Genomic DNA, 26,999 nt, shown 5'->3' with positions numbered 1-26,999 from the left:
CACGCCGCTTTGTGTTACTTCAGGTAGCCCGCCGAGCCGAACCAGTCGAGCGCATCGCGCAATCCTTCGCGGTACGGACGCGCGCGGTAGCCGAGCTCGCGCTCGGCCTTAGCGGACGTGAAATACATCTTGTTCTTCGACATCCGCAAGCCGTCGACGGTCACGAACGGCTCCTTCTTCGTGAACTTCGCGACGGCCTCCGCACCGACCGCGAGCGGATAGAGCGGCCAGCGCGGCAGCGCGATCGTCGGCGCCTTGCGGTTGGTCATCTGTGCAATGTCGGCCAGCATCTGCTGCAGCGGCAGGTTCTCGCCGCCGAGGATGTAGCGCTCGCCGATCCGGCCGCGCTCCAGCGCGAGGAAGTGGCCGTGCGCGACGTCGTCCACGTGCACGAGGTTCAGGCCGGTATCGACGAACGCCGGAATCTTGCCGAGCGCGGCTTCGACGATGATGCGGCCGGTCGGCGTCGGTTTCACGTCGCGCGGGCCGATCGGCGTCGACGGGTTGACGATCACGGCCGGCAGCCCTTCGTCGGCGATCATCCGCTCGACCGCGCGCTCGGCCAGCACCTTGCTGCGCTTGTACACGCCGATCGCCTGCTCGGCGGTCAGCGGCCGGTTCTCGTCGGACGGGTCGCCCGCGCTCGTGACCTTCAGCGTCGCGACGCTGCTCGTGTAGACGATCCGCTCGACGCCTTCGGCACGCGCGGCGCGCATCGTCGCGACCGCGCCTTCGAGGTTCGCGCGCTCGATCTCATGCGGATCCGGCGCCCACAGCCGGTAATCGGCCGCCACGTGCAACAGGTAGCGCACGCCGCGCAGCGCGGCGCGCATCGACGTTTCGTCGCGCATGTCGCCGGTGACGATCTCGGCGTCGAGATCCGCGACGTTCGTGCGCGGGCTGGTCGGGCGCACCAGCACGCGCACCGCGTAGCCTTTCTGCTGCGCGATGCGTGCGACGGCCGAGCCGACGAAACCGGACGCGCCGGTGACGAGAACGAGATCGCGAGAGGTATCAGTCATGCGTTTCCTTCAGGGCCGCGCGCGGGCGGCGCGGCGGTTGTGCGTCGGCGAGATTGTACGTGCTCGGCGCGCCCGGCGACGCGAGCGCCGCACGGCGGTCGAGCCGGCGCGGCAGTGGCGCACTGCGGGCCTGCCCGGCACGTGTGAGAAGCGGCCGACGCGACTACAATGCCGGGCTTGAATGCAACGGGAGGGCGACGCGATGAGCCGCAATGAACTGGACGAACGGATCGAGACCTACTACGTGCGGGTGCGCGGCGTCGTGCAGGGCGTCGGTTTCCGTCACGCGACGGTGCGCGAGGCGCACGCGCTGAAGCTGCGCGGCTGGGTCGCGAATCTCGAGGACGGCAGTGTCGAGGCGATGATCCAGGGCCCCGGCGCGCAGATCGACCGGATGCTCGCGTGGCTGCGGCACGGGCCGCCGTCCGCGCGCGTGACGGAGGTGACGTTCGAGGAGCGCCAGATCGAAAAGCGCTTCGAGCGCTTCCAGCAGCAGTAAGGCGAAAACGACATGACGGGGTATCCGGAGGCCGGTCGCGGCATCGCGCTGTCGGCGATGGCGTCGACGCTGTTCGCGCTGATGTCCGCCTACGCGAAGCTGCTCGCGCCGCTCACCGGGCTCGACATCTTCGCGTGGCGGATTCTGTGGACCGCGCCTGGCGCGCTCGCGCTGATCGCGCTGCGCGGCCGCTGGCCGGCGCTCGTCGAACTCGTGCGGCGCAGCGTGCGCGACAGGCGCCTGCTGCTCGCGCTGCCGGCGAGTGCGGCACTGCTGGGCCTGCAGCTATGGCTGTTCCTGTGGGCGCCGCTGCACGGGCGCATGCTCGAGGTGTCGCTCGGCTATTTCCTGCTGCCGCTGACGATGGTGCTCGTCGGCCGCTTCTACTATCACGAACGGCTCGATCCGCTGCAATGGGCGGCGGTCGCGTGCGCGGCGCTCGGGGTCGCGCACGAGGTGTGGGCGACGCGCGCGTTCGCGTGGCCGACGCTCGTTGTCGCGCTCGGCTATCCGCCGTATTTCGTGCTGCGTCGCCGGATCAACGCGGATTCGCTTGCCGCGTTCGCGCTGGAGATCGCGTTGCTGTGCCCGGTCGCGCTCGCGATGGTGGCGTCAAGCACGACGCCCGTCGCCAGCCATCCGATGCTGTGGGCCATGCTGCTGCCGGGGCTCGGCGTGCTCAGCACGCTCGCGCTCGCGAGCTACCTGAAGGCGAGCCGGATGCTGCCGATGGCGCTGTTCGGGATCCTAGGCTACGTCGAACCGGTGCTGCTCGTCGCGGTGTCGTTGCTGCTGCTCGGCGAGACGCTGAGCGTCGCGCAGCTCGCGACGTACGGGCCGATCTGGGTGGCCGTCGCGCTGACCGCGTGGCACAGCGCGATGCTGATGCGGCGCTTGCCCGTGCGCGCCTGAGCGTCGCCGCCAGGCGGCACGAACGTGCCGCGCGTCGCGCGTTCGTTGCGTCGAATCCCGCGATGCTGGCGTCGAACTGGCATCGCGCTGACGCCGGTCTGGCCAGCCTGCCAATTCTGTATCGCCGTTGTTATCGACGTAATCGAACAGAAGATTCCGTTGCACTTTGTTACTTAGGGTATCCCCCGATCGGCCGCTAGACTGACCTGACCGTCTTCTTTTTCGTATGCGGCTTTTCCATGATCGGTCATCTCCGTGCCAGGCAGGACGGGTTGGCGCGATGCGAGCATACGCGCATCGCCGCTGACCGCGTTCGCCTTTTCCCTTCCGAATTCTCCCCCGGTGCGTGCCGCACCGTCGTCGCGCAGGTGCGGCCATGTCGATGAGCATGCCGCCCGCCATGTCCGCCCCGCCGGCGCGCGGCGGCCGCCTGATCGAAGTCGATTTCTTCCGCGGCATCGTGTTGTTGATGATCGTCGTCGATCACATCGGCGCGAGCGTGCTGTCGCGCGTGACGCTCCACTCGTTCGCGCTGTGCGACGCGGCCGAGGTATTCGTGTTCCTCGGCGGCTTCGCGACCGCGAGCGCGTACGGCGCGATTGCCGACCGGCATGGCGCGCGCGCCGCGCAGCGGCGGTTCGTACGCCGCGCGATGCAGATCTATCGCGCGTTTCTCGCGACGTCGACGCTGATGCTCGTCGTGTCCGCCGTGCTCGACCATTACGGGATCGACGCGCCGAACCTCGCGCTCGACGACGTCAGCGTGATGCTTGCTTCGCCGCTCACGGGCGCGGCCGAACTGCTCACGTTCCAGCGCCAGCCGTATCTCGCGTCGGTGCTGCCGATGTACGTGCTGTTCGCGCTCGCGTCGCCGGTGATCGTGCCGTTTGCGCGCCGCCATCCTTGGCTGCTCGTCGCGTTCAGCGCGGCATCGTGGCTCGCGGCCGGCTGGCTCGGCCCCGAACTGCTCGACACCGACTCGTTCCGCTGGAGCTTCAACCCGTTTGCGTGGCAACTGATGTTCGTTGCCGGCGTGCTCGCACGCTGCCAGCCGTTCTACCGGCACGTTGCGCTCGGACGCTGGGGCGCCGCGGCGACCGGTGTCGCGTGCGCGATCGTGCTCGGCTGCGCGAGCTACAAGCTGTTTTCGGGGCTGCCGGTGCCGGAAGGCGTGCTCAAGCGGGATCTCGCGCTGCCGCGTATCGTGAGCTTCGCGGCGATCGCGTGGCTGATGGCGGATTGCGTGCGCCGCGGCTGGATCGCGCGCATCGCGCAGGCCGTGCAGCCCGTCGTCGCTGTCGGACAACGCGGCCTGATCTGCTTCGTCGCGGGCGCGGCGATCTCGCTCGTCATCGATTCGCTGCTGCATCCGGTCGCGAACGGCGCCGAGTTGCGGCATATCGGCGTGGGCCTTGCGGCCGACGCATGCGCGGTCGCGCTGATGATGGCGGTGGCGGGTTCGGGAACGTGGTTCGCGCGCTGGCGCGGCGCGGCCGCGTGAGCGGCGCGGAAGAACGGGTAGCTCGAAACGCGGGTAACGCGACAGCACGGGCGACGCGGCAGCGCGGGCAACGAGGCACCGCGACAACACGGACAACCCGGAAGCACGAGAGCGATGCGGAAACGCGGAAGCGGCACGCGCGGTGCCGCACGGCGTTGGTGCGTTCAGTGAGGTGAGCCGATGCGGGAGCGGGCGGCGGCGTTCGCGTCGTCGGATTCGGCGTCGTCGCGTTCGTCGGACTTCGGGTCGTCCTGCTCCGCGAGCACCGCGTCGGCTTCGGCCGCGGCCCGGGCGGCGCGCACTGCGGTGCAGCGCTGCGCGTGCCGGATGTCCGACAGAATCCTCAACAGCCGAGTCGTTTTGCTTTTCATGATCTTCTCCCGCCAGTGCGCATCACGACGGAGCGGATGCGCCGTTGCAACCAGTGTAGGACGTGCTGGCCGCGCTGGCAGGAGAATGTGGCGTGCACGCCGCACGCCGAGGGATAGTACTTACTGCGCCGAGGCCATCGCCTGCGCCTGAACCGCTTCTTCCTCGCGGCGCTCTTCCGCGCAGCGCTGATGCTGGCGCGACAGTCGGTTCATCATCGGCAGCAGCAGGAGCGCGAGCAGCATGCCGATCGCGGCGAGCCAGCCGAGCTTCTCGAACAGCGACAGGTAGAGCGGCAGCGATTCGGTGGCAGGCAGGTCGTGCGACGGCATCTGCGCGAAGTTCGCGACGACGCTGCCCAGATACTGAGACACACCCGTCGCGACGAAATACGCGCCCATCATGAAGCCGCTCATGCGCGCCGGCACGTAGCGGGCGATCATCGCGAGGCCGAGACCGCTCACCAGCAATTCGCCGAGCGAGTAGAGGCCGTAGCCCCACACCATGAACCACGACGACACGCGGCCGTCGACCGCGTAGCGGCCGCTGATCGTGAACACCAGGTAGCCCGCAGCCACCGCGCCGAAGCCGAGCGCATACTTCGCCGCGACCGGCAGGTCACGGCCGCTCTTCGAAACCGCGTTGTAGATCCACACGAGCAACGGGCTCAGCATCATGATCCAGATCGGGTTCAGCGCCTGGAACTGCGCGGCGCTCCACGTGAACAGCGTCGTGCCGAACAGCATGAAGCGCGGATCGACGTTGCGCAGCGCGAACAGCGTCAGCGACGTCGACATCTGCACGTAGAAGATGAAGAACAGGATCACCTGGCCGATCAGCACGAGCGCCGCGATCAGGCCCGCGCGCTCCGAGCGCTCCGACTTCGCGATCATGTACGCGAAGATCGCGAGGATCGCGAATGCGGCCGTCCACACGCTCGCGACGGCGAGCTGCTTGTGTTGCAGCACGTACAGCGTGACCAGCGCGAGCGCGGCGCCGCCTGCCGCCACGCCGCCGAGGCGCTTCCAGCGGATCGGTTCGTCGTCGGGCTGCGAGCCGATGTGCGCGAGCGTGCGGTGCATCAGCATGAAGTTCAGGATCGCGAGCAGCATGCCGGCGCAGCAGACCGCGAATGCGGTGTGCCAGCCCCAGTGATCCTTGATCCACGGCGTCGCGAGCATCGACACGGTCGAGCCGATGTTGACCGCCATGTAGTAGATCGTGAATGCGCTGTCGATGCGCGCATCGTCGCCTTCGTAGATGCGGCGCACGAGGTTCGCCGCGTTGGCCTTGAACAGGCCGTTGCCGACGACGATCACGCCGAGAGACGCATACATGTACGCCAGCGCGTCGTTCGGCACCGCCAGCATCAGGTAGCCGGCGCACAGCACGGCCGCGCCGATGATCATCGTGCGACGGGCGCCGAGCACCTTGTCGCCGATCCAGCCGCCAATCGACGGCGACGCGTAGACGAGCGCGGTGAACGCGCCCCAGGTCAGGTTCGCATGGCTGTCGGTGAAACCGAGCCGGTCGACCATGAAGAGGACCAGGAGCGCGGCCATGCCGTAGTAGCCGAAGCGCTCCCACATTTCGATGAGGAAGACCGTCGTGAACGATCGGGTCTGTGAAACAGGTGCGTGCATCATCAATCTCGTTTGAAACGGACGGCGCGGATCGCGCGTCGCCTTTGGGTCGAACTGGCGCCGGAGCACTGTGGCCGGGTAGGCTTTGCGTCGGCGATGGAGCAGTCGGGCGGTTAGCCCGGGCCGGGGTCTGACGCCGCCGGTAAAGGCGGTGCAAGGCCCCGACCGGCGCGCGAATGGTAACGTTTGCCGGTCCGGTGCGTCAGGTCCGCGCCACTCAGGGAAACTCCCGATATGGCAGCAGCTTTCAGGAATATTCGTCTCATCATTTACTTGTAAGCTTTGCGCCCGTTCTCCGCAAATTCCCGGAGAGCCGCTTGCAGCTTGCCTGTGAAGCCGGCGAGTCTGGCAAGATAGCGCGTCGTTTCGCTCGCTTCGTGCCCTGTTTAGTGCACCGGGCTCAACACCGAAGACGTGTGCGAACCCGAAGACTAAGCCAAATCGATCTAACTTAGTTACTTTCCATCAAACATTTTTTGACGACCACTTTTCGGCCTGCTATGGTTCCCCCCACTGAAAACTCGCAGTCGGCAGACGCTGCCGCAGCACTGGGCAGCAAGATCCGCGCGTTGCGCCAACGACTCAAGCGCACGCTCGACGACACCGCTACCGCCGCGGGGATTTCGAAGCCGTTTCTGTCTCAAGTCGAACGCGGGCTCGCGTCGCCGTCGCTGACGTCGCTGGCCGGTATCGCACAGGCGCTCGGCGTGACGGTGCAGTACTTCGTGGATACGCCGAGCGAAGAACGCTCGGTCTGCAGAGGCGATCAGTTGCGCTTCTTCGGATTCGCCGATTCGGCGAACCTGTTCGCGAGACTGACCAACGTGACCGAAGGGCGTCAGCTCGAGGCGATCCTCGTGCGGATGCCGCCGGGGCAGAAGCGGTCTGAGGTGACGACACATGCGGGAGAGGAGTTCCTGTATGTGATTGAAGGGGAAGTGTCGCTGACGCTGGAAGGCAAGACGTTCGTCCTGCAGGCCGGCGACAGTTCGCACTATCAGTCGACGGTCCCGCACAGCTGGGTCAACACCGCGAAGATCGAGTCGGTGGTGGTCTGGGTCGGTACGCCGCGGCTGTTCTAACGCACAGGTATTCCTTCGTTTCCAAGACGGAATGCCTGTCGAAAGAAACGTAAGGAATACTAAGATGCAATACGAGAATCACGGGCCTCCTCAATCGCTGCACCCGTCAGCGTCTCACGCGTAACCGCGGCATTCGCCGCGCATCGCTCACCGAACAACCTTCTCAAGACCGCCACGATGAAATCCTTGCATGCCATGTCGGCCGTGCTGGCCGCGCTCGCCCTGACGACGCCCGCCGCTCACGCCGTGACCGTTCCGTCGAACGTCGCGCTCGCTCCCCAACAGGACCTGACGCGCCAGGTGCCCGCCGAAGTCGAGTCGCTCGACCCGGCGCACATCGAGTCGTGGACCGGCAACACGATCGGCCTCGACCTGTTCGAAGGGCTCGCCCGCATCGATGCGGCCGGCCAGGTCGTGCCGGGCGTTGCGCTCTCGTGGGAACGCAAGACGCCGCAGACGTGGATCTTCAAGCTTCGCCATGACGCGAAGTGGAGCAACGGCCAGCCGGTGACGGCCGCCGATTTCGTGTATTCGTGGCAGCGCGTCGCCGATCCGAAGACGGGCTCGAAGTACACGATCCTCGTCGAATTCATCAAGAACTCGAAGGACATCATCGCCGGCAAGGCCGCGCCGACGACGCTCGGCGTGCGCGCACTCGATCCGTACACGCTCGAAGTGACGACCGACGTGCCGGTCGCGTTCTTCCCCGAGCTGACCGCGATGGCTCCGCTCGCACCGGTGAACAAGGACGTGGTCGCGAAGTTCGGCGACGCATGGACGCGCCCGGGCAACATGGTCAGCAACGGCGCGTACCAGCTCGTCGACTGGCAGCCGAACAACCGCATCGTGATCTCGAAGGACGCGAAGTACTGGAACGCGCCGAAGGTCGTGATCAACAAGGTCACGTACCTGCCGATCGAAAGCGACGAAACGGCGATGCGCATGTATCAGGCGGGCCAGATCGACTACAGCTACTCGATCCCGTCGGGCATCTTCCAGCAGGTCAGCAAGCAGTTCGGCGGCGAACTGCGCCCGGGCCTGCAGCTCGCGACCTACTACTACTACCTGAACAACAGCGACGCGGCGCTCAAGGACAAGCGCGTGCGCCAGGCGCTGTCGATGGTGATCGACCGCGACGTGCTGACGTCGAAGCTCACGCAGGCCGGCGAGAAGCCGATGTACGGCCTGATGCCGAACGGCACGAAGGGCGTGCAGCCGTTTACGCCGGAATGGGCGTCGTGGCCGATGGCCAAGCGCATCTCGACCGCGAAGGATCTGCTGAAGCAGGCCGGTTACTCGGATGCGAAGCCGCTGTCGTTCACGCTCACGTACAACACCAACGATCTTCACAAGAAGGTCGCGCTGTTCGCCGCATCGGAATGGCGCACGAAGCTCGGCATCAACACGAAGCTCGAGAACGTCGAGTTCAAGGTGCTGATGAAGGAGCGGCATGACGGCAAGGTGCAGATCGCGCGCGACGGCTGGTTCGCCGACTACAACGACGCGATGACCTTCTTCGACCTGATCCGCTGCGGCAGCTCGCAGAACACCGTCGGCTACTGCAACAAGCAGGTCGACACGCTCGTCGACGACGGCAACCAGAAGCTCGACGACAAGGCGCGCGCCGCGCTGCTCACGCAGGCGCACGACATGGCGATGAACGACACGCCGATGGTGCCGCTGTTCCAGTATTCGGCCGACCGTCTCGTGAAGCCGTACGTGGGCGGCTACTCGCTGAAGAACGTGATCGACATGCGTGCTTCGCAGGACATGTACCTGATCAAGCACTGAGCGGAGCGATCATGCTGGCCTACGCATTGAGACGCACGTTGTGGGCGGTGCCGACGATTCTTGCCGTCATCACCGTCTGCTACCTGCTGCTGCACTTCACGCCCGGCGGTCCGTTCGATACGGAGAAGCAGCTGTCCGCGGCGACGCTCGCGAACCTGAACGCGAAATACCACCTCGACGAGCCGCTGTGGAAGCAGTACCTGCTGTATCTCGGTTCGCTGCTGCAAGGCGATCTCGGCCCGTCGTTCCGTTACGTCGACTGGTCGGTGAACGATCTCGTGAAGAAGGCGCTGCCCGTGAGTCTCGGCGTGGGCGGTGTGTCGATCCCGATCTCGATCGTGTTCGGCGTGCTGCTCGGCACCGTCGCGGCCGTGCGCCGCGACAGCATGATCGATCGCTTCGTGATGCTGATCGGTAACTTCGGCAACGTCGTGCCGCCGTTCGTGCTCGGCCCGGTGCTCGTGTGGATCTTCGCGATCCTGCTGAAGACTTCGACCGGCAACGGGTGGCTGCCGGCCGGCGGCTGGGGCGACGGCGGCTGGCAGTACCGGCTGCTGCCGATCGTGCTGCTGACCTTCATCAACGTGTCGCTGCTCGCGCGCGTGATGCGCGGCTCGATGATCGAGACGCTGTCGAGCAACTACATCCGTACCGCGCGGGCGAAGGGCCTGCCGGGCTCGACGATCGTGCTGCGCCATGCGCTCAAGCCCGCTCTGATGCCGGTCGTGTCGCTGTTCGGCACGGTGTGCATCACGTCGATCACGGCGGCCGTTGTCACCGAATCGGTGTTCGCGCTGCCGGGGCTCGGGCAGCTCGTCGTGAACGGCGCGATCAACCGCGATTACACGCTGGTGCTCGGCCTCGTCGTGCTGACGACCGTCTGCGCGGTGCTGTTCAACCTGCTGGTCGACCTCGCATACGCGTGGCTCGACCCGCGCATCCGTTATTGAGCGAGGCACTGCGATGACTCCGACTACTCCCGTCGTCGGCCTGCCCGTGCAGACCGACTCGCCGCCGCGTTCGCGCTCGCCGCTCGCGCTCGCATTCGCGCGTTTCCTTCACAACCGCGCGGCCGTGTTGAGCCTTGTGCTGCTCGCGCTGATCACGCTCGCCTGCTTCGTCGGCCCGTGGCTGCTCGCGGCCGACCCCGCCGCAAGCGACTGGGCTTCGATCAGCCTGCCGCCGACGCTCGCGAACCAGCACTGGTTCGGCACCGACGAACTCGGCCGCGACCTGCTCGTGCGCACGCTGATCGGCGGCCGCGTGTCGATCGAGGTCGGCCTGCTCGGCACGCTGGTGTCCGGCCTGTTCGGCGTCGCCTGGGGCGCGACCGCCGGCTTCGCGGGCGGCCGTGTCGACTCCGCGATGATGCGCGTCGTCGACATGATGTACGCGATCCCGTACCTGCTGATCGCGATCCTGATGATGACCCTGTTCGGCCGCTCGTTCATGCTGGTCGTGCTGACGATCAGCGCGTTCTCGTGGATCGACATGGCGCGTGTCGTGCGCGGCCAGACGCTGTCGCTGCGCAATCGCGAGTTCGTCGATGCGGCTCGCGCAATCGGCATGTCGCCGACGTCGATCGTCGTGCGTCACGTCGTGCCGAACCTGCTCGGCGTGGTCGTTGTGTACGCAACCGTGTCGGTGCCGAACATCGTGCTGACCGAATCGGTGCTGTCGTTCCTCGGCCTCGGCGTGCAGGAACCGATGACGAGCTGGGGCGTGCTGATCCAGGACGGCGCGCAGAAACTGGAATCGATGCCGTGGCTGCTGCTGGCGCCGGCCGTCATGCTGTGCGTGACGCTCTATTGCGTGAACTTCGTTGGCGACGGCCTGCGTGACGCGCTCGACCCGAAGGATCGCTGAAATGGCTGCGTTGCTGGAAGTGGAAAACCTCGGCGTGCGTTTCTCGCGCAAGGACGCGCCGCCAATCGACGCCGTAAGCGGCGTGTCGTTCTCGCTCGAAGCCGGCAAGACGCTCGGCATCGTCGGCGAATCGGGCTCGGGCAAGAGTCAGACCGTGATGGCGCTGCTCGGCCTGCTGGCCGGCAACGGCACGACGACGGGTACCGCCCGCTATCGCGGCGACAACCTGCTCGAGATGGATACGCGCGCATTGAACGCGGTGCGCGGCGACCGGATCGCGATGATCTTCCAGGATCCGATGACGTCGCTCAATCCGTTCCTGACGATCGAGCGGCAGATGACCGAGACGCTGCAGCTGCATCGCAAGCTGTCGCGCAAGGAGGCGACGACGCGCGCGATCGAGGCGCTCGAGTCGGTACGCATTCCGGATGCGGCGCGCCGCATCCGCATGTATCCGCACGAATTCTCCGGCGGCATGCGCCAGCGCGTGATGATCGCGATGGCGCTGCTGTCCGAGCCGGAAATCCTGATCGCCGACGAGCCGACCACCGCGCTCGACGTGACCGTGCAGGCACAGATCATCGACCTGCTGCGCGAGCTGAACCGCGAGCGCGGCACCGCGATCGTGCTGATCACGCACGACATGGGCGTGGTCGCCGGCCTCGCGGACGACGTGATGGTCATGTACGCGGGACGCACGGTCGAATACGCGCCGGCCGATTCGATCTTCGCGGCGCCGTCGCATCCGTACACGATCGGCTTGCTCAACGCGCTGCCGCGCCTGACCGATGCCGACGATGCGCCGCTCGTCGCGATTCCCGGCAATCCGCCGATGCCCGGCACCGCGCCGGCCGGCTGCGCGTTCGCGAAACGCTGCACGTATGCGCAGGAGCGCTGCGGTGCCGCGCGCCCCGCACTCGAAACCTATGGCGCAGCGGGCGCGGTGCGCGCGTGCCACCGGCCGCTGGCCGATCTGACGGGAGGTCTGCGATGAGCGTCGATGAACGCCGCAATGACGGCGCGGCGAACGATACGCTGCTGTCCGTCGAGGATCTGAAGGTGCATTTTCGCGTGCCGCTCGGCGGCTATCCGTGGTCCCCGAAAGGCACGCTGCGCGCGGTCGACGGCGTGTCGATCGACGTGAAGCGCGGCGAGACGGTCGGGCTCGTCGGCGAGTCGGGCTGCGGGAAGTCGACGCTCGCGCGCGCGCTGATCGGCCTCGTGCCGATGACGGCAGGCACGGTGCGCTGGCGCGGCGAAGCCGTCGCGCCCGATCACCTGCGCGGCACCTCGATGCGCCGCGAAGTGCAGATGATCTTCCAGGATCCGCTCGCGTCGCTCGATCCGCGCATGACGATCGAGCAGATCGTCGCGGAGCCGCTCGTCACGCACCACGCCGGCCTCGGCCGCGCCGAAGTGCGGCGCCGCGTGGTCACGATGCTCGAGCGCGTCGGCCTGAACGCACATCACCTGCTGCGTTACCCGCACGAATTCTCGGGCGGACAGTGCCAGCGTGTCGGCATCGCGCGCGCGCTGATCGGCGAGCCGAAGCTCGTGATCTGCGACGAGCCCGTATCGGCACTCGACGTGTCGATCCAGGCGCAGATCGTGAACCTGCTGCGCGATCTGCAACGCGAACTGTCGTTGTCCTATCTGTTCGTCGCGCACGACCTGGCGGTGGTGAAGGCCATCAGCCAGCGCGTGCTCGTGATGTATCTCGGCCGCGTGATGGAGTTCGGCACGCGGCATGACGTGTACGGCGTGCCTCAGCATCCGTACACGAAGGCGCTGCTCGATGCGGCGCCGACGCCGGAGCCGGCGCGCGAGCGTGCTCGCCGTCCGATGCTGCTGGCGGGCGAGATGCCGTCGCCGCTCAACCCGCCGTCCGGCTGCGCGTTTCGCACGCGCTGTCCGGTCGCGATCGACGCATGTGCGCAGGACGTGCCGCTGCCTGAAGTGCGGGACGGTTCGGCGGCGCGCGTCGCGTGCATCCGGGCGGGCGTGGCGGCGTGAAGTGACGCAGCAAACATAACCAGGCAGGTCAACAGGGGTAGGGTGCGGCGCGAATGATCTTCGCGTCGCGGGTAAAGGCGCGTCCTTAACCGGGCTCGCCGGGGGGCTGGAAGCGGATCGCAACCGGCGTGGACGACATCAACACAAGACGAGAATGACGATGAAAAAGCAAAAGACGATCGGGACGGCATCGAAGATGCTGCTTGCATGGGGCTTGCCTGCGCTTGCCGGCGTATCGATGAGCGGCGTCGCGCATGCCGACGACGCGGCCCCCGCACCGCTGACGGTCGCGCAGGCCGCGCCGTCCGCCGGCGCAAGCGCGTCGGTTGCGCAGGCAACGACCCCGAACGCCATCATCAACGCCGAAGCGAACCAGGCCGTTACGCCGCCCGACGAGCCGTCGGCGCAGTCGAAGTCGAACGGCTTCATTGCCGACAGCCACCTGAACTTCCTGTTCCGCAACTATTCGGACACGCTCGACAACAAGGGCGGGCCGCATCGTCACGCGTGGGTCCAGGGCGCGATGGCGAACTTCGAGTCGGGCTACACGACCGGCCTGATCGGCATCGGCTTCGACGCATCGCTGTATGCGGCGCTGAAGCTCGACGGCGGCGCCGGCGCCGGCAGCATGGTGCACATCGCGAAGGGCGGCGGCGGCTCGAACCAGCTCGCCTGGGCCTATCCGGGCATCTACGACGTGAAGGCGCGCATCTCCAACACGGTGGTCAAGTACGGTCTGCAGGCCGTCGACAACCCGTTCATGGAGCAGCACGACAACCGCGCGTTGCCGCCGACGTTCCTCGGCGCGACGATCGTCAGCAACGAATTCAAGAACGTGATGCTCGAGGCCGGCAGCTTCACGAAGACCAATGCGCGCGGCCATACGACGCTCACCAATCTCACGACGCAGTACGGCGGCACGCGCGTCAACCGACTGACCTACGTCGGCGGCACGTGGGACTATTCGCCGGACGGCGAAGTCGCGCTGTACGCGAACCAGGCCGACGACGTGTGGCACCAGTATTACGCATCGGTGAAGCACAGCATCGGCGATACGAAGTCGATCAAATGGACCGGCTTCGGTAACGTTTACTCGACGCACGACACGGGCGACGCGCTGCAGGGCAAGATCAACAACAACGCGTACAGCCTGTCGCTGGCCGCGCAACACGGCCCGCACGAGCTGCTGCTCGGTTATCAGCAAGTGCTCGGCGACCAGTTCTTCGACTACCTGAATGAAACCAACGGCATCTTCCTGACCAACTCGATGGACGTCGACTACAACGCGCCGCACGAAAAGTCGCTGCAGCTGCGTTACACGTTCTACGGCAAGGAAGCGGGCCTGCCGGGCTTCAAGGCGATGGTCTGGGGCGTGACGGGCTGGGGCGCGGATGCGAGCGCGGGCGCGGCGGCCGATCCGAGCAAGTCGAGCATCTACTGGAGCAACGGCGCGCCGGTGCAGGGCCGTCACCACGAGTTCGGCTTCATCCCGTCGTACACGTTCCAGAGCGGCAAGCTGAAGGACACGAAGGTCACGTTCATCGCGATGTGGCACAACGGTTCCGCGCACTACTCGGACGCGACCAACAAGGAATATCGCCTGGTCGTGAACGTGCCGCTGCACGCGTTCTGATCGAAAGGGGGCAGCGCCCCCTTTTCGGCATTTCCCGTCTCGCGCGGCCGGCCTGCGGATGGTTCGATCAGGCCGGCTTGTGCAACCCCGCCATCGGATCGTTCGCGGCGGGGATGTCTTCGACCAGCGACGTGAGCTGGCGGCCCGTGTCGCGCCACGCGTCGAGTCCGCCGCGCAGCGGCAACGCATCGGTGAAGCCCGCGTCGAGCAGGCGCTTGGCCATCAGCGCGGCCGTCACCTCGTTCGGGCACGAGCAATACACGACGAACTTCTGCGAGAACGGATAGCGCGCGACGATGTCCTCGATGTGCCGCTCGTCCGCGAACTGCGCGCCGGGAATCGTGTACGGGTCGAGCTTGCGGTGCTCGGGCGAACGTACGTCGAGCACCACCGGCGCGGCCGCATCGCGCAGCAGTACGTCGAGCTCGTCGACACCGATCCGCGCGCTCGCGAGCTGGCGGATCAGCGCGCGGCGGCGCATCCAGCGCACGGCCGCATAGACGGCCAGCAGTGCGACGATCACCAGCAGCACCGCGCGGCCGAGCCGGCTCGCGCCGGCGGACAGCCAGTCGATCTGCCGATAGAACACGAGCCCCGCGACGAGGCCGACGGTCGTCCACAGCGCGGCGCCGAGCGCGTCGTAGCCGGCGAATGTGCGATAGCGCGTGCCGAGCGCGCCGGCCATCGGCACCGACACGAGCGACAGCCCCGGAATGAAGCGGGCGACCGCGAGCACGCGCACGCCGTAGCGGCCGAAGAAGCGTTCGGTTTTCTTCACGCAGGTATCGCGCGACAGCGACAGCCGGCAGATCGTCTTCAGCGTCGTGCCGCCGTAGCGCCGGCCGGCGACGTACCACACGGTGTCGCCGATCAGCGCGCCGAGGACCGACAGCGCCAGCACCGTCAGGAGCTGCGAGCCGACCATCGCCGGGTGCATCGCGGCCATCGCGCCGAACAGCACGAGCGTCGGCATCGCCGGCACGGGCAGGCCGATGGCCGCCGCCAGTACATTGGCGAACACGAGGAGCGGCCCGTATTGGGCGACGAGGTCACGGAGCATGACGGCTGGCCGAAAAGGAAGCGCGTGAGGAGGATACGCAGATGGGCCGATTATCGGCCATTTTCAACCGGGCGGAGGGGAATGACGGAAAGCGCCTGACGGCGGCAGGGACAAGCGAACAGATCGGTGAGCCGGTGCGTTGCGCGTGGCTCACCGTTCGACATCAGGAAGGGCTGCGGGCGAGCGAGGCCGCGCCGTGGTTTTCGCCGGGCAGCTCGGCGCCGTGCGAGCGGATCGCCGCGATCAGCTCGGCCGGCGTGATCTCGTAGCGAACCTCGCGGTGAATGCCGGGCTTGCGTTCGTCGATCTCGATCAGCAGCACGCTCTTGCCGTCGCCGGTCGCTTCGAGCCTGAGCGAGCGCAGTTCGCGGCCGTCGGCCGGGTCGTGTTCGGTGAGCAGGGTCATTGCCCCGGATGAGCCGGTAGTGCGCATCGAACCTATCCTCGTGTCGTGTGTGCCAGATTGGCGAAGATGTCGTTGTTGAATGCAGCCTGATGGAGTTTAACGCGAACGGGCCGCAACACGGAGCATTTTCGTGGGCTTGAAATGAGGGCTACACCACCTATCCTTCTGATGTTTGAGCCGCACCGGGCGGGCGTTTCAGCCGGATTCGACCGCGTCGCGCCCGACGCTCCGGCCGGTGCCCGGGCCGGGCGGGCGCAGGTGCTGTCGGAAGCGGTTTGGGGACGCCGATTGCCGGGTCGCTGCCCGAGTAGGCGAATCGTTTCGACGTGGCCGGTCTCGTGGCGCGAGAGGCTCGCGTCGCTGGCGGCGGTGACGCCGCAGTCGCACCACGCGAGCTTCCGGTGCAACCCGGATTGCGCGACGGCGCGCACCGCGACGAACCATGTCGTGTCCGGGTCGTAGCCGTGCCCGTGATCGTCGTGCGCGCCGTGGCCGGACAGTGCGTCTTGGGTGTTGGTCGGCTTCACCGTGAAGCGTACCGTGCCGCCGCTATCGTTACGCAGCGTGCGAGGTGTCATGTCATCGCTTCGGTCGCGGGATGAGCGCGTATCGTCGACGGTCCTGCATGCATGCGTGCGTGCAGCGGAATGGGCGGCATGGCGGCGGGCTGTCGATGGAGCGTGCGTCATATCCATTCGAGAATTCGTTCGTTTTCAATTGGTCGCACGAATCGTATCGTCGAGCGATTTGCCGGTCGTGGTGGTCGGCACGGCTGGCTGTGCGGTGTGCGCATGCAGCGGCCAGTCTTGGCTTTCGCACCGATGCCTGCATGACGCGCGCGGCCGATTCCGGCATGTGCGGCGCCGTCTGCCGATGCACTTCGCTGTTTCGTCGCTTCATCGTATTTTTCGTTTTGCCGCGTCGCGCGCATGGGCCGACCGTCGTGCGACGCCGCTTCCCGCAACCGTCTCTTTCAACGGAACCCGCCTCGATGAAAACCGTTCTCCGTAACGTGACTGCCGCCTGCCTGTTCGCCGCCGCGGGTGCGGCATTCGCCACCGCCGCACCGCAGGGCGCCGCCGTATCCAGCCCGTCGGGCGACGGCGCGCATCTGCCGCCCGGCATCGCGTGGCAACAGGGCGACGTCGATGCCGCGTTCGCGCTCGCGAAGCGCACCGGCAAGCCGCTGCTGCTGTACTGGGGCGCCGTGTGGTGCCCGTCGTGCAACCAGGTGAAGTCGACGATCTTCAGCCAGCAGGCATTCAAGACCCGCTCGTCGTTCTTCGTGCCCGTGTATCTCGACGGCGATACCGAAAGCGCGCAGAAGCTCGGCGAGCGCTTCAAGGTGCACGGCTATCCGACGATGATCCTGTTCCGCCCGGACGGCACCGAAGTGACGCGGCTGCCGGGCGAGGCCGACCTCGAGCGCTACATGCAGGCACTGTCGCTCGGGATGACGGCCGCGCATCCGGTGCGGCAGACGCTTGCGACGGCGCTGAACGACGGCGCGGCCCTGACGCCGGCCGAATGGCATCTGCTCGCCGACTATTCGTGGGACACCGATGGCGCGCTGCCGGTGCCGGCGGAGCGCGTCGCGGTGACGTTGCAGACATTGTCGCAACGTGCGCGCGCGGCCGGCGCGAAGGCGGACGCCGCGCGGTTCGCGCTGAAGTCGGCGGTGGTGGCGGCATCGGATGATCCGGTACAGGCGGGCGCACTCGACAAGCCGGCGCTCGCCGATGCGCTGCGCGCGGTGCTGCGCGACCCTGCGCTGGCGCGTGCCGATTCCGACGTGCTCGTCTCGGCGCCCGCGCGAGTGGTCGCCTACCTTGGCGGCGACGCCGCGCAGCGCGCGAAGCTGCGCGATGCGTACGACACGGCGCTCGCGCGCCTGTCGACCGATAGGACGTTGTCGTCGATCGATCGTCTGATGGCGCTGCACGGCCGCGTGCTGCTTGCGCGCGGCGACGCGCACGACGGCGCGCCGCTCGCCGCGCCGGCGCTGCTCGATACCGCACGCAAGCAGATTGCGGCATCGGTGCAGGGCGCCGCGAATGCATACGAACGGCAGGCGCTCGTCAGCGAGGCGGCGGACACGCTGACCGATGCCGGCCTGTACGACGAATCCGACGTCTTGCTGAAGGCCGAGTTGCCGCGTTCGGCGACGCCGTACTACTTCATGTCGGGATTGGCCGCGAATGCGAAGGCGCGCGGCGACAAGGCCGCTGCGCTCGACTGGTACCGGAAGGCGTACGACGCGGCGAGCGGCCCGGCGACGAAGCTGCGCTGGGGCGCGACCTATTTCGCGAATGCGGTCGCGCTGGCGCCGGACGATTCGGCGCGAATCGAGGCGATTGCCGCGAGCGTGCTCGCGCAGGCCGGCAAGACCAAGGATGCGTTTTACGGGGCGAACCTGCGTGCGCTGACCAAGGTCGTCACGCAACTGAATCGCTGGCGCGGCGGCGGCGCGCACGACGCGTCGGTCAGGTCGGTCGTGAAGCAGTTCGACGGGGTGTGCGCGAAGTTGCCTGCGGGCGACCCGCAGGCAGCGGCATGCGCGAAACTGATCGAGCCGGTCAAGGCGTGATGGCGTGCGACGCAGCGATCGGATGGAGCGGCCGCGTCTTGATGGCGATCAGTGGCTCGACTCCGACGAGGCGCTGCGGTCGCTGCCATAGCCGGCGCGCTCCTGCTGGGCGATCTTCGCTTCGGCGGAGACGATGCTGGCCGGGTAGAACCAGTCGCTCGGCTGGAAGCCCGCCTGCTTGAGCGCTTTCACTTCGGCGTGGACCTGCGCGCGCGTGAGCGGCGGGTTTGACTGCGCTTGCGCAGCGAGCGGGGCGGATACGGCCAGGGCAACGGCAACTGCGTGAATCAGGCGCTTCATGATCGTGACCTCCATGTTTCCAACTGGCCGCCCACTTTCGTTCGACGAAGCGGCGGTGGTTGAAAGCAGTGTAGGCGTGGCCACCTTCGGGAAAAATGCGATCGCGCCCAACGCAGTGTTCTGCTGCCGGTAACAATGGATGACGGGCGCGCACGGTGCCGGACAGCGGTGCATGGCGAGCATCGGGCCGTCCGGGCTGCGCGGCGATGTCGCGCCGAGGCGCGCCGACCGGCAGGGTATGAACCGGAGGATGCGACCGCCGCCGATCCGCGCTGGCTTGCGTGCCGAGCTGGCGGGAAGGTGCGACGCGTCGCGACCGGCATTGCGCTGCGCTGACTGCATTGGCGATGCCGGGGCGATTGCCCGGCTGCGGCGCGCAGGAACAGGCCCTCGGGCGGCGTTCGAAACGCCGCCCGATACGGAGATTCAGACGAGGCCCGTCGTGTAGTACACGGCGATCACGAAAAACACCGCGAGCGTCTTGATCACGGTGACCGCGAAGATGTCGCGATACGACTCGCGGTGCGTGAGGCCCGTGACCGCCAGCAGCGTGATGACCGCGCCGTTGTGCGGCAGCGTGTCCATGCCGCCGCTGGCCATTGCGACGACCCGGTGCAGCACGTCCATCGGAATGTTGGCTGCCTGCGCGCCCTTGATGAACAGGTCCGACATCGCGGCGAGCGCGATGCTCATGCCGCCCGACGCCGAACCGGTGATACCGGCGAGCGAGCTGACCGACACGGCCGCGTTCACGAGCGGGTTCGGAATGCTCTTCAGCGCGTCGCTGACGACGAGGAAGCCCGGCAGCGCGGCGATCACGCCGCCGAAACCGTATTCCGATGCCGTATTCATCGCGGCGAGCAGCGCGCCGCCGACGGCGGCCTTCGAACCGGCCGCGAAGCGGTCGCTGACGCGCTTGAATGCGGTCAGGACGACCAGCACGATGCCGAGCAGCAATGCGGCCTCGACCGACCAGATCGCGACGACGGTCTTGATCGACGTCGTGACGGGCGCGTGTACGCCCGGCAGCACGTCCGGCGCGACCGTGTACGACGCGGTGCCGTACCACTGCGGGATGAGCTTCGTGAACGTGAAGTTCGACACGCCGACGAGGATCAGCGGCAGGATCGCCAGCGCGGGATGCGGCAGTGCCGCTGCTTCGACGCGCTCCGGCTCGTTGACGAGCGACGTGCCGTAGCCTTCGCCCTTCGCCATCGCCGAACGGCGGCGCCATTCCAGATACGAGAGGCCGACGACGATGATGAACAGCGAGCCGATCGTGCCGAGCGCGGGCGCGGCCCACGCGGTCGTCTTGAAGAACGTGGTCGGGATGATGTTCTGAATCTGCGGCGTGCCGGGCAGCGAATCCATCGTGAACGAGAACGCGCCGAGCGCGATCGCACCGGGCATCAGCCGCTTCGGAATGTTGCTCTGGCGATAGAGTTCGGCCGCGAACGGATACACGGCGAACACCACGACGAACAACGACACGCCGCCATAGGTGAGCAGTGCGCATACGGCGACGATCACCGCATTCGCACGCGAGCGGCCGATGTAGCGGATCGCGGCATGGACGATCGACTCGGAGAACCCGGACAGTTCGATCACCTTGCCGAACACGGCGCCGAGCATGAAGACCGGGAAATACAGTTTGACGAAGCCGACCATCTTCTCCATGAAGATACCGGAGAAGACCGGTGCGACGGCGGCGGGCTCGATCAGCAGGACGGCGCCGAGCGCGGCGATCGGCGCGAACAGGATCACGCTGTAGCCGCGATACGCGGCGAACATCAGGAACGCCAGCGCGGCGAGGACGATCACGAAAGACAAGGGAGTCTCCTAATAGCTTGGAATGGCTTTGGTTGTTGTTCGATCGCGGGACGCGCCGCGAACCGGCCCGGGTTCGTGCAGGTTTCGTGCCATCGGCCGGATTGCGCCGCCGGACGTGGATCCGGCGCAGCTCGGCGGGCCCGCGCCGGCCAATGTCTGAGGATTCTACATAAATCGTCTCGAACGGGAGACGATTCGGCTGCCAGGACTGCCTCCCGAGTCAGGCAGGGCTTTCCCGGACAAGGCCTTCCACGATGTCTCCAAAGTGAGATACTGCGTCTCTTTCTGGAGACATCCGGCCAAGCATACGCGGAGACGACGACACGATGATGAACGACCTGGTCCGCCTGCCCGTCAACTACGGCGACGTGCTGCGGCGTGCCGCCGAGTCGCTGTTCCGGACCTTCGAGGATTCGAGTGCGGGCACGGTGGTCGTCGACCGCGACGCGCGGGTCGTGTGGATGAACGAGCGTTATGCGGCGCGCTTCGGGTTCGCCGATCCGCAGCAGGCGGTCGGCCTCGACTGCGAGGCGGTGATTCCGAACAGCCTGATGCGCGAGGTCGTGTCGACCGGCCAGCCGATCCTGCTCGACATCATGGAGACGGGCCGCGAGCCGCTCGTCGTCACGCGACTGCCGTTGAAGAACGAGGCGGGCGAGACCGTCGGGGCGATCGGCTTCGCGCTGTTCGACCAGTTGAAGACGCTCACGCCGATCTTTTCCCGCTACGCGCAGCTTCAGCAGCAGCTGATCGCGACCCAGCGTTCGCTCGCGCAGGCACGCCGTGCGAAATACACGTTCGCGAGTTTCGTCGGCACGAGCGCCGCCAGCCTCGAAACGAAGCGGCAGGCGCGGCGCGCCGCACAGGTCGATTCGCCGGTGCTGTTGCTCGGCGAGACGGGCACCGGCAAGGAACTGCTCGCGCATGCGATTCACGCGGCATCGGCGCGCGCGCTCCAGCCGCTCGTGACCGTCAACGTGGCCGCGATTCCCGACACGCTGCTCGAAACCGAATTCTTCGGCGCGGCGCCGGGCGCCTATACCGGAGCCGATCGCAAGGGGCGCGTCGGCAAGTTCGAGCTGGCCGACCGCGGCACGCTGTTTCTCGACGAGATCGGCGACATGCCGCTGCCGCTGCAGGGCAAGCTGCTGCGCGTATTGCAGGACAAGGAGTTCGAGCCGGTCGGCTCGAACCGGATCGTGCGCGCCGACGTGCGGATCATCGCCGCGACGTCGGCCGACCTGCCCGCGCTGGTCGAGGCCGGCCGTTTTCGCGCGGATCTCTATTACCGGCTCAACGTGTTGACGATCCATGCGCCGCCTTTGCGCGAGCGCGCGTCCGACATCGCGGCGCTCGTCTACGCGACGCTCGAGGAGCTGGCCGCGCAGCACGGTCGCGCCGCGCACTGCGAGCTGACCGACGATGCGCTGCGGATGCTGTGTGCGTACCCGTGGCCCGGCAATGTACGGGAGCTGCGCAACACGCTCGAGCGTGCGCTGATGCTGTCGGATCGCTCGGTGATCGATGCGGGGGCGCTCGCGCCGTTCCTTGGGCCGGTGCGTGCGGTGCCGGATGGCTTGCCGGCAGGCACGCGGGGTGCTCCGTCGCCGGTCGGCCGGGATTCGGGTGATGCAGCGAGGGCACCCGGTGCGGCGGTCGTTTCGTATGCCGATGCATTGGCCGCGTGGGAGCGTCAGTTCCTGATCGACGCGCTTGCAGCCTGCGACGGGAAGGTAGTGGAAGCGGCCGCGCGCATCGGTATCGGCCGGGCGACGCTGTACAAGAAACTGACGGCGCTCGGAATCGGTCGGTAGCCGGCAGCGGTGGATGCGTCCGGACATGACGAGCGGCACTGAAGTGCCCGACGGGAGACGACCATGAAGCGAATCGCAATTGCCGGATGGCTGGCCATACTGGCGGCGACGCCCTCGCTCGCGCACGCGGGTGACGCGGACGCGCCCGAGGTACGGCGCAACTGGTACAACGATCCGTTCGTCGCGCTGTCCCACGGTTTCGCCGAATGCCCGCTGCCGCTCGGCCCGTGGATGACGCGCGCCGAGATGGAAGACGACGCGCATTACCGCGTCGAGCGCGGGACCACCTGCTGGCTTGCTCATCGCTGCACGAAGCCGAATTCCTACATGTACGACGCACCGATCGCCGACGCAGCGAAAGCGCATTTCGCGGGCTCCGACCGTTTGCAGGGCACGAGCCTGTGGATCACCGTGCAGCGGCGCTTCATCTATGTCGAAGGGTGCGCCGATCCGGCATTCGATCGGCAGGCGCTGGCGCGCGAACTCGGCGCGCTTCCCGACGTCGAGCAGGTATTCGTTCGCATCACCGACGATCCGCACCGAGCCGTGCCGTACAAGACGCGCGGGCGGCCGGATCGGACGCCTGACTGAACAGAGGACGGCAGTGCATGGCATACTCGCGGCATTAAAAAATCGGTTGACGGAAAGAACAATGAAACACATGCTTGCGTCGGTCTGTCGGTGGCCTCGAATGCATTGGCGTCGGGCCGGATTGTTGGCCCTGGTTGCGGGGCTCGGCGGGTGCGGCGGCGGGGCGCCACTGTTTACTTCGGACGGGCGCCCGACTACGCAGGTGCAGTGCACCGGGAGCGACTGGAGCAATTGCACGGACAACGCCCGGGCCATTTGCAATGGGGAATTCGACGTTCTCCAGCAATCGACCGATGACGCCGTGCGAAATCTTCTCTTCGCATGCAAGAAGAAAAGCGGTTATTGATCCCGACATGACCGGATAAGGACAGGTAATCGGGTGAAGCGCTTTTCTATTCGCTTGGAGTCGGCTATTTTTCATGAATAACACTCACGGAGTCCCATCCATATGGCGACCTACAGGCAACTGACAGCGCAACTCGAAAGACTTCAGCAAAAGATCGACAAGGAACGCGAAAAGGCGATTGCCGAAGCAATTGCTACCATTCGGGCCAAAATCGAGGAATACGACATTACCGCGGAAGAACTCGGCTTTCGACCGATCGGTGCCGCCGGTGCCTCGAAACCGAAGCGTCCGTTGCCGCCGAAGTACCTGAATCCGAAGACAGGCGAAACGTGGAGCGGCCGCGGACGGGCGCCGGCGTGGCTCGGCAAGAACCGCGCACGTTTTCTGATCAAGGACTGACTCCCGAAAATACTCACCTTTCGTGCGCTGACTGACGGTGCGAACGACCATGCGGTCGTCGCACCGTTTTGTTTTGGTCGGCCGGAGCGCGAGTCGAAATCGTGAATGGACCGGCAATGCCGCACGATTGATGCATGCCGTCTATTGCGAAATTGCCGCGATTCGACCGGATATCGCCGCGAATTCCCGTAAACAAACCTGCATTTACGCCGCATGCGTGCGTTGGCATTCTCGATCTGAACGGTGCCCGCATACCGCCGATTGCGATCACCTCTCGCGTATTCGCGCTGCGAGTCGCGCAACTCCCGAACATGCTCACCATGCCTCCCGTAAATCCTCACCTTTGAAGTGGCGACCGGATGACCGCCTCGTGCCGCTTTCGCCCGTTGCATCGTGCGAAGGCGTCGGCGACCGGCCCATGTTGCGGGCATTGACGCGCGTCGCACAGTCGGCCGTTCGGCATATAGGCAGCCGCATCGGGTTCGCCTATGCTTGGAATTCGCGTCGCCCGGCGCACGGCCATCCGGCTCGTGCGTCGGTCGGGTCGTCTTTCGTTACCGTATGGAGCCGATGTGACCGTTCGCCATCTCGATGCGCTGTTCCAGCCCAGGTCCGTTGCGGTGGTCGGTGCATCGTCGCGCGCGGGAAGTATTGGTGCAATGGTGTGGGCGCGCGTGCTCGACGGCGCGTTCGAGGGCCCCGTGTGGCCCGTCAATCCGAAGTATCGCGAGCTGAACGGGCACGTTGTCGTGTCGGATGTCGACCGGCTGCCCGCGCCGCCATCCGTCGCGGTGATCTGCACGCCGCCGGCCACGTGGGCCGGCATCGTACGCAAGCTCGGCGAGATCGGTACGCGCGTCGCGGTGATCGTCGGCGAGGCGCGCACCGACGCCGATCGCTCCGCACTCGATCGCACGCTCAAGGCGGCCAAGCCGTTCGTGCTCCGTATCGTCGGGCCGGGCAGTCTCGGCGTGCTGTCGCCCGCGCGGCATGCGCATTTCGGCGCGCCGGCCTATACGGCGCGAGCGGGCGGTGTCGCATGGGTGTCGCAATCCAACGCGCTGACGAATGCGGTACTCGGCTGGGCCGATGCACGAGGCCTCGGTTTCTCACATGTTGTCGCGCTGGGTAGCGAGGCCGACGTCGATGCGGGCGACGTGCTCGACTACCTCGCGAGCGATCCCGGCACGCGCGCGATCCTCCTCGAGCTCGATACCGTATGTGCGGCGCGCAAGTTCATGTCGGCCGCGCGTGCGGCGGCGCGCAACAAGCCGGTGCTCGCGCTGCGCACCGGGCGCGCCGATCCCGGCGATGCGCTTTACACGGCGGCGTTCCAGCGTGCGGGGATGGTGCGGGTCGATGCGCTCGACGATCTGCTCGACGAGATCGAGACGCTCGGCGTCGGGCGCGTCACGGCGCGCGGCGCGGCGACGCTCGTGACCAGTGACGCAGGCGTCGCGAAACTCGCGGTCGATGCGGTCGCGGAGGTGCGCGACGTGTTGTCCGACTGGCCGGCCGAGGCAACGTCGGCGGTTGCGGCCGCGCTGCCGCATTTGGCGGGCCCACGCAATCCGCTGACGCTCGGCGACAATGCGCGCCCCGAGCATTTCGGCGCCGCCATCAAGGCGCTCGCGCCGTTTCCGCAAACGGGCACGCTGTTCGTCGTGCATTCGACGTCCCATAGTGCGCCGGCCGAGGCGGTCGCGCGCACGCTGATCGAGTCACGGCAGTACGCGTACCGCGGCATCCTCGCGTGTTTCTTCGGTGCGGTCGACGCCGCGACGCGCGACGCACTGCACGCGAACGGCATTCCCGTGCACACCACCCCGCAGCGGCTTGCGCGCGCATATGCGCGGCTCGTCGACTACAACCTCGGGCGGCAGTTGCTGATGCAGACGCCCGAGGGCACGCCGCTGCAGCCGGCCGAGTGCATTGCATCCGCGCAGGCCGAGGCCCGACGGATGGTGGAGGCCGGCGAGCATGAACTGGCCGGCGAAGCGGCGTTGCGCTGGCTGTCCCACTTCGGCGCGCATGGCGAGCCGGCCGATGCGCCGGCGGGCGCCAGAATCGTCGACGTCACGGTCGACATGTACGACGATTCGAATTTCGGCCCGGTGTTTCGTTATGCCGTGCCGCCGGCCGACGGCGTATCGGCGCCGTTCGTCGTATACGGGTTGCCACCGCTGAACACGGTGCTCGCCCGCGCGGTGATGGAGCGTTCGCCATATGCGCGCCGCGCGCCGGTCGAACCCGCGCTCGACGCGCTGACGGCGCTGTCGCAAGTCGTTTGCGACGTTCGCGAGGTCGTCGCGATGTCGGTCACGCTGCGCGTGCTGTCCGACCGTGCATACGTGGTCGCGCCGCGCATCACGCTGGCGGCCGGGCGCAGCCGGCTCGCGATCATGCCGTATCCGCGCCATCTCGAGCAGACGCTCGAGTGGCGCGGTGAGACCGTGACGATCAGGCCGATCCGTCCGGAAGACGAGGAAGCGCACAACGAGCTGCTTGGCGCGATGACGCCCGACGATCTGCGAATGCGTTTCTTCGGTGCGGTGCGCAGCTTCGATCATTCGCAAGTCGCGCGGATGACGCAGATCGACTACGACCGCGAGATGGCCTTCATCGTGTCGTTTACCGATGTGTCGGGCCGGTCGCACACATTCGCGGTGGCCCGCGCGGTTACCGATCCCGACAACGAGACGGCAGAGTTCGCGATCGCCGTGCGGCCCGACCAGAAGGGCAAGGGGCTTGGGCGACTGATGATGACCCGCATCATCGACTACACGCGATCGCGTGGCACCGCATGGATGGTAGGTGAGGCGCTGCGCGAGAACACCGCGATGATCTCGCTGGCGAAATCGTGCGGTTTCGAGGTGTCGACGACCGAGGAACCTGGTGTGGTGGGGTTCAGGATGAAGCTGCAACCGTAATCGCGACGACGAGCGTGCTCGAACCTCCGACGGTATCGTGCGCAGTCGCCGCGGAACGCGCGATGTCGGTGATGCACGGTCGCGATTGGGCGAATCGGATGTAATTGGGAGTGCAGATCGTTCCACTCTTTGCCGTTCGATATGCGGATCGGTACGACGCTCGCTTCGCGACCTGCTGGAAGGAGTGAGTGCCTCGACTTGCGGCGTTCGTAGCAGTCGATGGCATGCGCGTTGTCCTCCGCATATCGCCGGTCCCGGCGCCATGTTCCGGCGCACAAACGCGCGCATTGCGCACCTGCTCCATTCGAAACGGAACAAAGGTGAGACTTTTCGGGAGCGGCAAGTGAGCTTTTCCGGGAGCGGTAAGGTGAGCCGATTCGGGAGCATCCGGTGAGCGTTCGCGGG

Annotated in this window: 24 protein-coding genes; 16 read left to right on the top strand and 8 right to left on the bottom strand. The window is 66.7% G+C overall.

What is annotated here, in order from left to right:
- Positions 1 to 14: 14 nt before the first annotated feature.
- The gene (gene hpnA, locus WS51_RS10355; protein ID WP_059501414.1) at positions 15 to 1,022 is read right to left on the bottom strand and encodes a hopanoid-associated sugar epimerase; all 1,008 of its coding nucleotides are present in this window, start codon (positions 1,020 to 1,022) and stop codon (positions 15 to 17) included.
- A 202-nt stretch (positions 1,023 to 1,224) separates the two neighbouring features.
- Here hpnA and WS51_RS10350 point away from each other — a divergent pair, with 202 nt between their 5' ends.
- From WS51_RS10350 to WS51_RS10340, 3 genes are all read left to right on the top strand, one after another.
- Entirely contained in the window at positions 1,225 to 1,521 is a 297-nt protein-coding gene (locus WS51_RS10350; RefSeq protein WP_040140867.1) for an acylphosphatase, read from the top strand.
- A 12-nt stretch (positions 1,522 to 1,533) separates the two neighbouring features.
- Positions 1,534 to 2,433, top strand: a complete 900-nt coding sequence (gene rarD / locus WS51_RS10345; protein ID WP_069229062.1) for an EamA family transporter RarD — start codon at positions 1,534 to 1,536, stop codon at positions 2,431 to 2,433.
- A 376-nt stretch (positions 2,434 to 2,809) separates the two neighbouring features.
- Positions 2,810 to 3,934, top strand: a complete 1,125-nt coding sequence (locus WS51_RS10340; protein WP_060259624.1) for an OpgC domain-containing protein — start codon at positions 2,810 to 2,812, stop codon at positions 3,932 to 3,934.
- A gap of 164 nt (positions 3,935 to 4,098) precedes the next feature.
- On the opposite strand, the gene WS51_RS10335 is transcribed toward WS51_RS10340, so the two are convergent.
- Together WS51_RS10335 and WS51_RS10330 are read right to left on the bottom strand one after the other, a co-directional pair.
- A complete protein-coding gene (locus WS51_RS10335) occupies positions 4,099 to 4,305 on the bottom strand; it encodes a hypothetical protein (RefSeq protein WP_059794842.1) in 207 nt (68 codons plus the stop codon).
- A gap of 120 nt (positions 4,306 to 4,425) precedes the next feature.
- On the bottom strand, positions 4,426 to 5,949 hold the full coding sequence (locus WS51_RS10330; protein ID WP_059772681.1) for a peptide MFS transporter: 1,524 nt from the start codon (positions 5,947 to 5,949) through the stop codon (positions 4,426 to 4,428).
- Positions 5,950 to 6,446: 497 nt separating this feature from the next.
- Here WS51_RS10330 and WS51_RS10325 point away from each other — a divergent pair, with 497 nt between their 5' ends.
- The 7 genes from WS51_RS10325 to WS51_RS10295 all read left to right on the top strand — a co-directional run bounded on the left by WS51_RS10325 (position 6,447) and on the right by WS51_RS10295 (position 14,331).
- Entirely contained in the window at positions 6,447 to 7,028 is a 582-nt protein-coding gene (locus WS51_RS10325) for a cupin domain-containing protein (RefSeq protein WP_059448921.1), read from the top strand.
- Positions 7,029 to 7,205: 177 nt separating this feature from the next.
- On the top strand, positions 7,206 to 8,819 hold the full coding sequence (locus tag WS51_RS10320; protein WP_059448922.1) for a peptide ABC transporter substrate-binding protein: 1,614 nt from the start codon (positions 7,206 to 7,208) through the stop codon (positions 8,817 to 8,819).
- Positions 8,820 to 8,830: 11 nt separating this feature from the next.
- Positions 8,831 to 9,769, top strand: a complete 939-nt coding sequence (locus WS51_RS10315) for an ABC transporter permease subunit (protein ID WP_069229061.1) — start codon at positions 8,831 to 8,833, stop codon at positions 9,767 to 9,769.
- 13 nt (positions 9,770 to 9,782) lie between these two features.
- Entirely contained in the window at positions 9,783 to 10,685 is a 903-nt protein-coding gene (locus WS51_RS10310) for an ABC transporter permease (RefSeq protein WP_069229060.1), read from the top strand.
- Between the two features lies 1 nt (position 10,686).
- A complete protein-coding gene (locus WS51_RS10305) occupies positions 10,687 to 11,679 on the top strand; it encodes an ABC transporter ATP-binding protein (protein WP_059448925.1) in 993 nt (330 codons plus the stop codon).
- Positions 11,676 to 12,698: an ABC transporter ATP-binding protein gene (locus WS51_RS10300; protein WP_069229059.1), complete on the top strand. Its 1,023-nt coding sequence runs from the start codon at positions 11,676 to 11,678 to the stop codon at positions 12,696 to 12,698. Before WS51_RS10305 ends, WS51_RS10300 begins: the two co-directional genes overlap by 4 nt.
- Before the next feature lie 160 nt (positions 12,699 to 12,858).
- Positions 12,859 to 14,331, top strand: coding sequence for an OprD family porin (locus WS51_RS10295; protein WP_059501695.1), 1,473 nt, complete (start codon positions 12,859 to 12,861; stop codon positions 14,329 to 14,331).
- A 67-nt stretch (positions 14,332 to 14,398) separates the two neighbouring features.
- Here the strand turns inward: WS51_RS10295 and WS51_RS10290 are convergent, their stop codons facing one another.
- The 3 genes from WS51_RS10290 to WS51_RS32065 all read right to left on the bottom strand — a co-directional run bounded on the left by WS51_RS10290 (position 14,399) and on the right by WS51_RS32065 (position 16,375).
- A complete protein-coding gene (locus WS51_RS10290; RefSeq protein WP_069229058.1) occupies positions 14,399 to 15,391 on the bottom strand; it encodes a DedA family protein/thiosulfate sulfurtransferase GlpE in 993 nt (330 codons plus the stop codon).
- A gap of 163 nt (positions 15,392 to 15,554) precedes the next feature.
- Positions 15,555 to 15,824 carry a hypothetical protein gene (locus WS51_RS10285; RefSeq protein ID WP_059448929.1) on the bottom strand — a complete coding sequence of 90 codons (270 nt, stop codon included), beginning with the start codon at positions 15,822 to 15,824 and terminating at the stop codon, positions 15,555 to 15,557.
- A gap of 5 nt (positions 15,825 to 15,829) precedes the next feature.
- A complete protein-coding gene (locus WS51_RS32065; protein ID WP_155773580.1) occupies positions 15,830 to 16,375 on the bottom strand; it encodes a hypothetical protein in 546 nt (181 codons plus the stop codon).
- Between the two features lie 413 nt (positions 16,376 to 16,788).
- Here WS51_RS32065 and WS51_RS10280 point away from each other — a divergent pair, with 413 nt between their 5' ends.
- Positions 16,789 to 18,384: a thioredoxin family protein gene (locus WS51_RS10280; RefSeq protein ID WP_069229057.1), complete on the top strand. Its 1,596-nt coding sequence runs from the start codon at positions 16,789 to 16,791 to the stop codon at positions 18,382 to 18,384.
- A gap of 48 nt (positions 18,385 to 18,432) precedes the next feature.
- On the opposite strand, the gene WS51_RS10275 is transcribed toward WS51_RS10280, so the two are convergent.
- Entirely contained in the window at positions 18,433 to 18,684 is a 252-nt protein-coding gene (locus WS51_RS10275) for a DUF4148 domain-containing protein (protein ID WP_059543515.1), read from the bottom strand.
- A 426-nt stretch (positions 18,685 to 19,110) separates the two neighbouring features.
- Positions 19,111 to 20,514 carry a GntP family permease gene (locus WS51_RS10270; protein WP_059448931.1) on the bottom strand — a complete coding sequence of 468 codons (1,404 nt, stop codon included), beginning with the start codon at positions 20,512 to 20,514 and terminating at the stop codon, positions 19,111 to 19,113.
- Positions 20,515 to 20,840: 326 nt separating this feature from the next.
- Between WS51_RS10270 and WS51_RS10265 the strand changes: the two genes are divergently transcribed.
- The 5 genes from WS51_RS10265 (at position 20,841) to WS51_RS10250 (ending at position 26,594) form a co-directional block, all read left to right on the top strand.
- Complete coding sequence (locus tag WS51_RS10265) at positions 20,841 to 22,328, top strand: sigma-54 interaction domain-containing protein (protein WP_059501439.1); 1,488 nt, start codon at positions 20,841 to 20,843, stop codon at positions 22,326 to 22,328.
- Positions 22,329 to 22,391: 63 nt separating this feature from the next.
- Complete coding sequence (locus WS51_RS10260; RefSeq protein WP_059501441.1) at positions 22,392 to 22,919, top strand: BON domain-containing protein; 528 nt, start codon at positions 22,392 to 22,394, stop codon at positions 22,917 to 22,919.
- 61 nt (positions 22,920 to 22,980) lie between these two features.
- Positions 22,981 to 23,265 carry a hypothetical protein gene (locus WS51_RS32850; protein ID WP_230938246.1) on the top strand — a complete coding sequence of 95 codons (285 nt, stop codon included), beginning with the start codon at positions 22,981 to 22,983 and terminating at the stop codon, positions 23,263 to 23,265.
- A 102-nt stretch (positions 23,266 to 23,367) separates the two neighbouring features.
- Positions 23,368 to 23,664, top strand: coding sequence for an H-NS histone family protein (locus WS51_RS10255; RefSeq protein ID WP_059448934.1), 297 nt, complete (start codon positions 23,368 to 23,370; stop codon positions 23,662 to 23,664).
- Positions 23,665 to 24,236: 572 nt separating this feature from the next.
- Positions 24,237 to 26,594, top strand: coding sequence for a GNAT family N-acetyltransferase (locus WS51_RS10250; protein ID WP_069229056.1), 2,358 nt, complete (start codon positions 24,237 to 24,239; stop codon positions 26,592 to 26,594).
- The last annotated feature ends 405 nt before the right edge of the window (positions 26,595 to 26,999 follow it).

This window comes from Burkholderia territorii (assembly GCF_001718335.1).
In the GTDB taxonomy this organism is placed as follows: Bacteria; Pseudomonadota; Gammaproteobacteria; order Burkholderiales; family Burkholderiaceae; genus Burkholderia; species Burkholderia territorii.
This window is presented reverse-complemented; position numbering and strand designations above follow the sequence as displayed.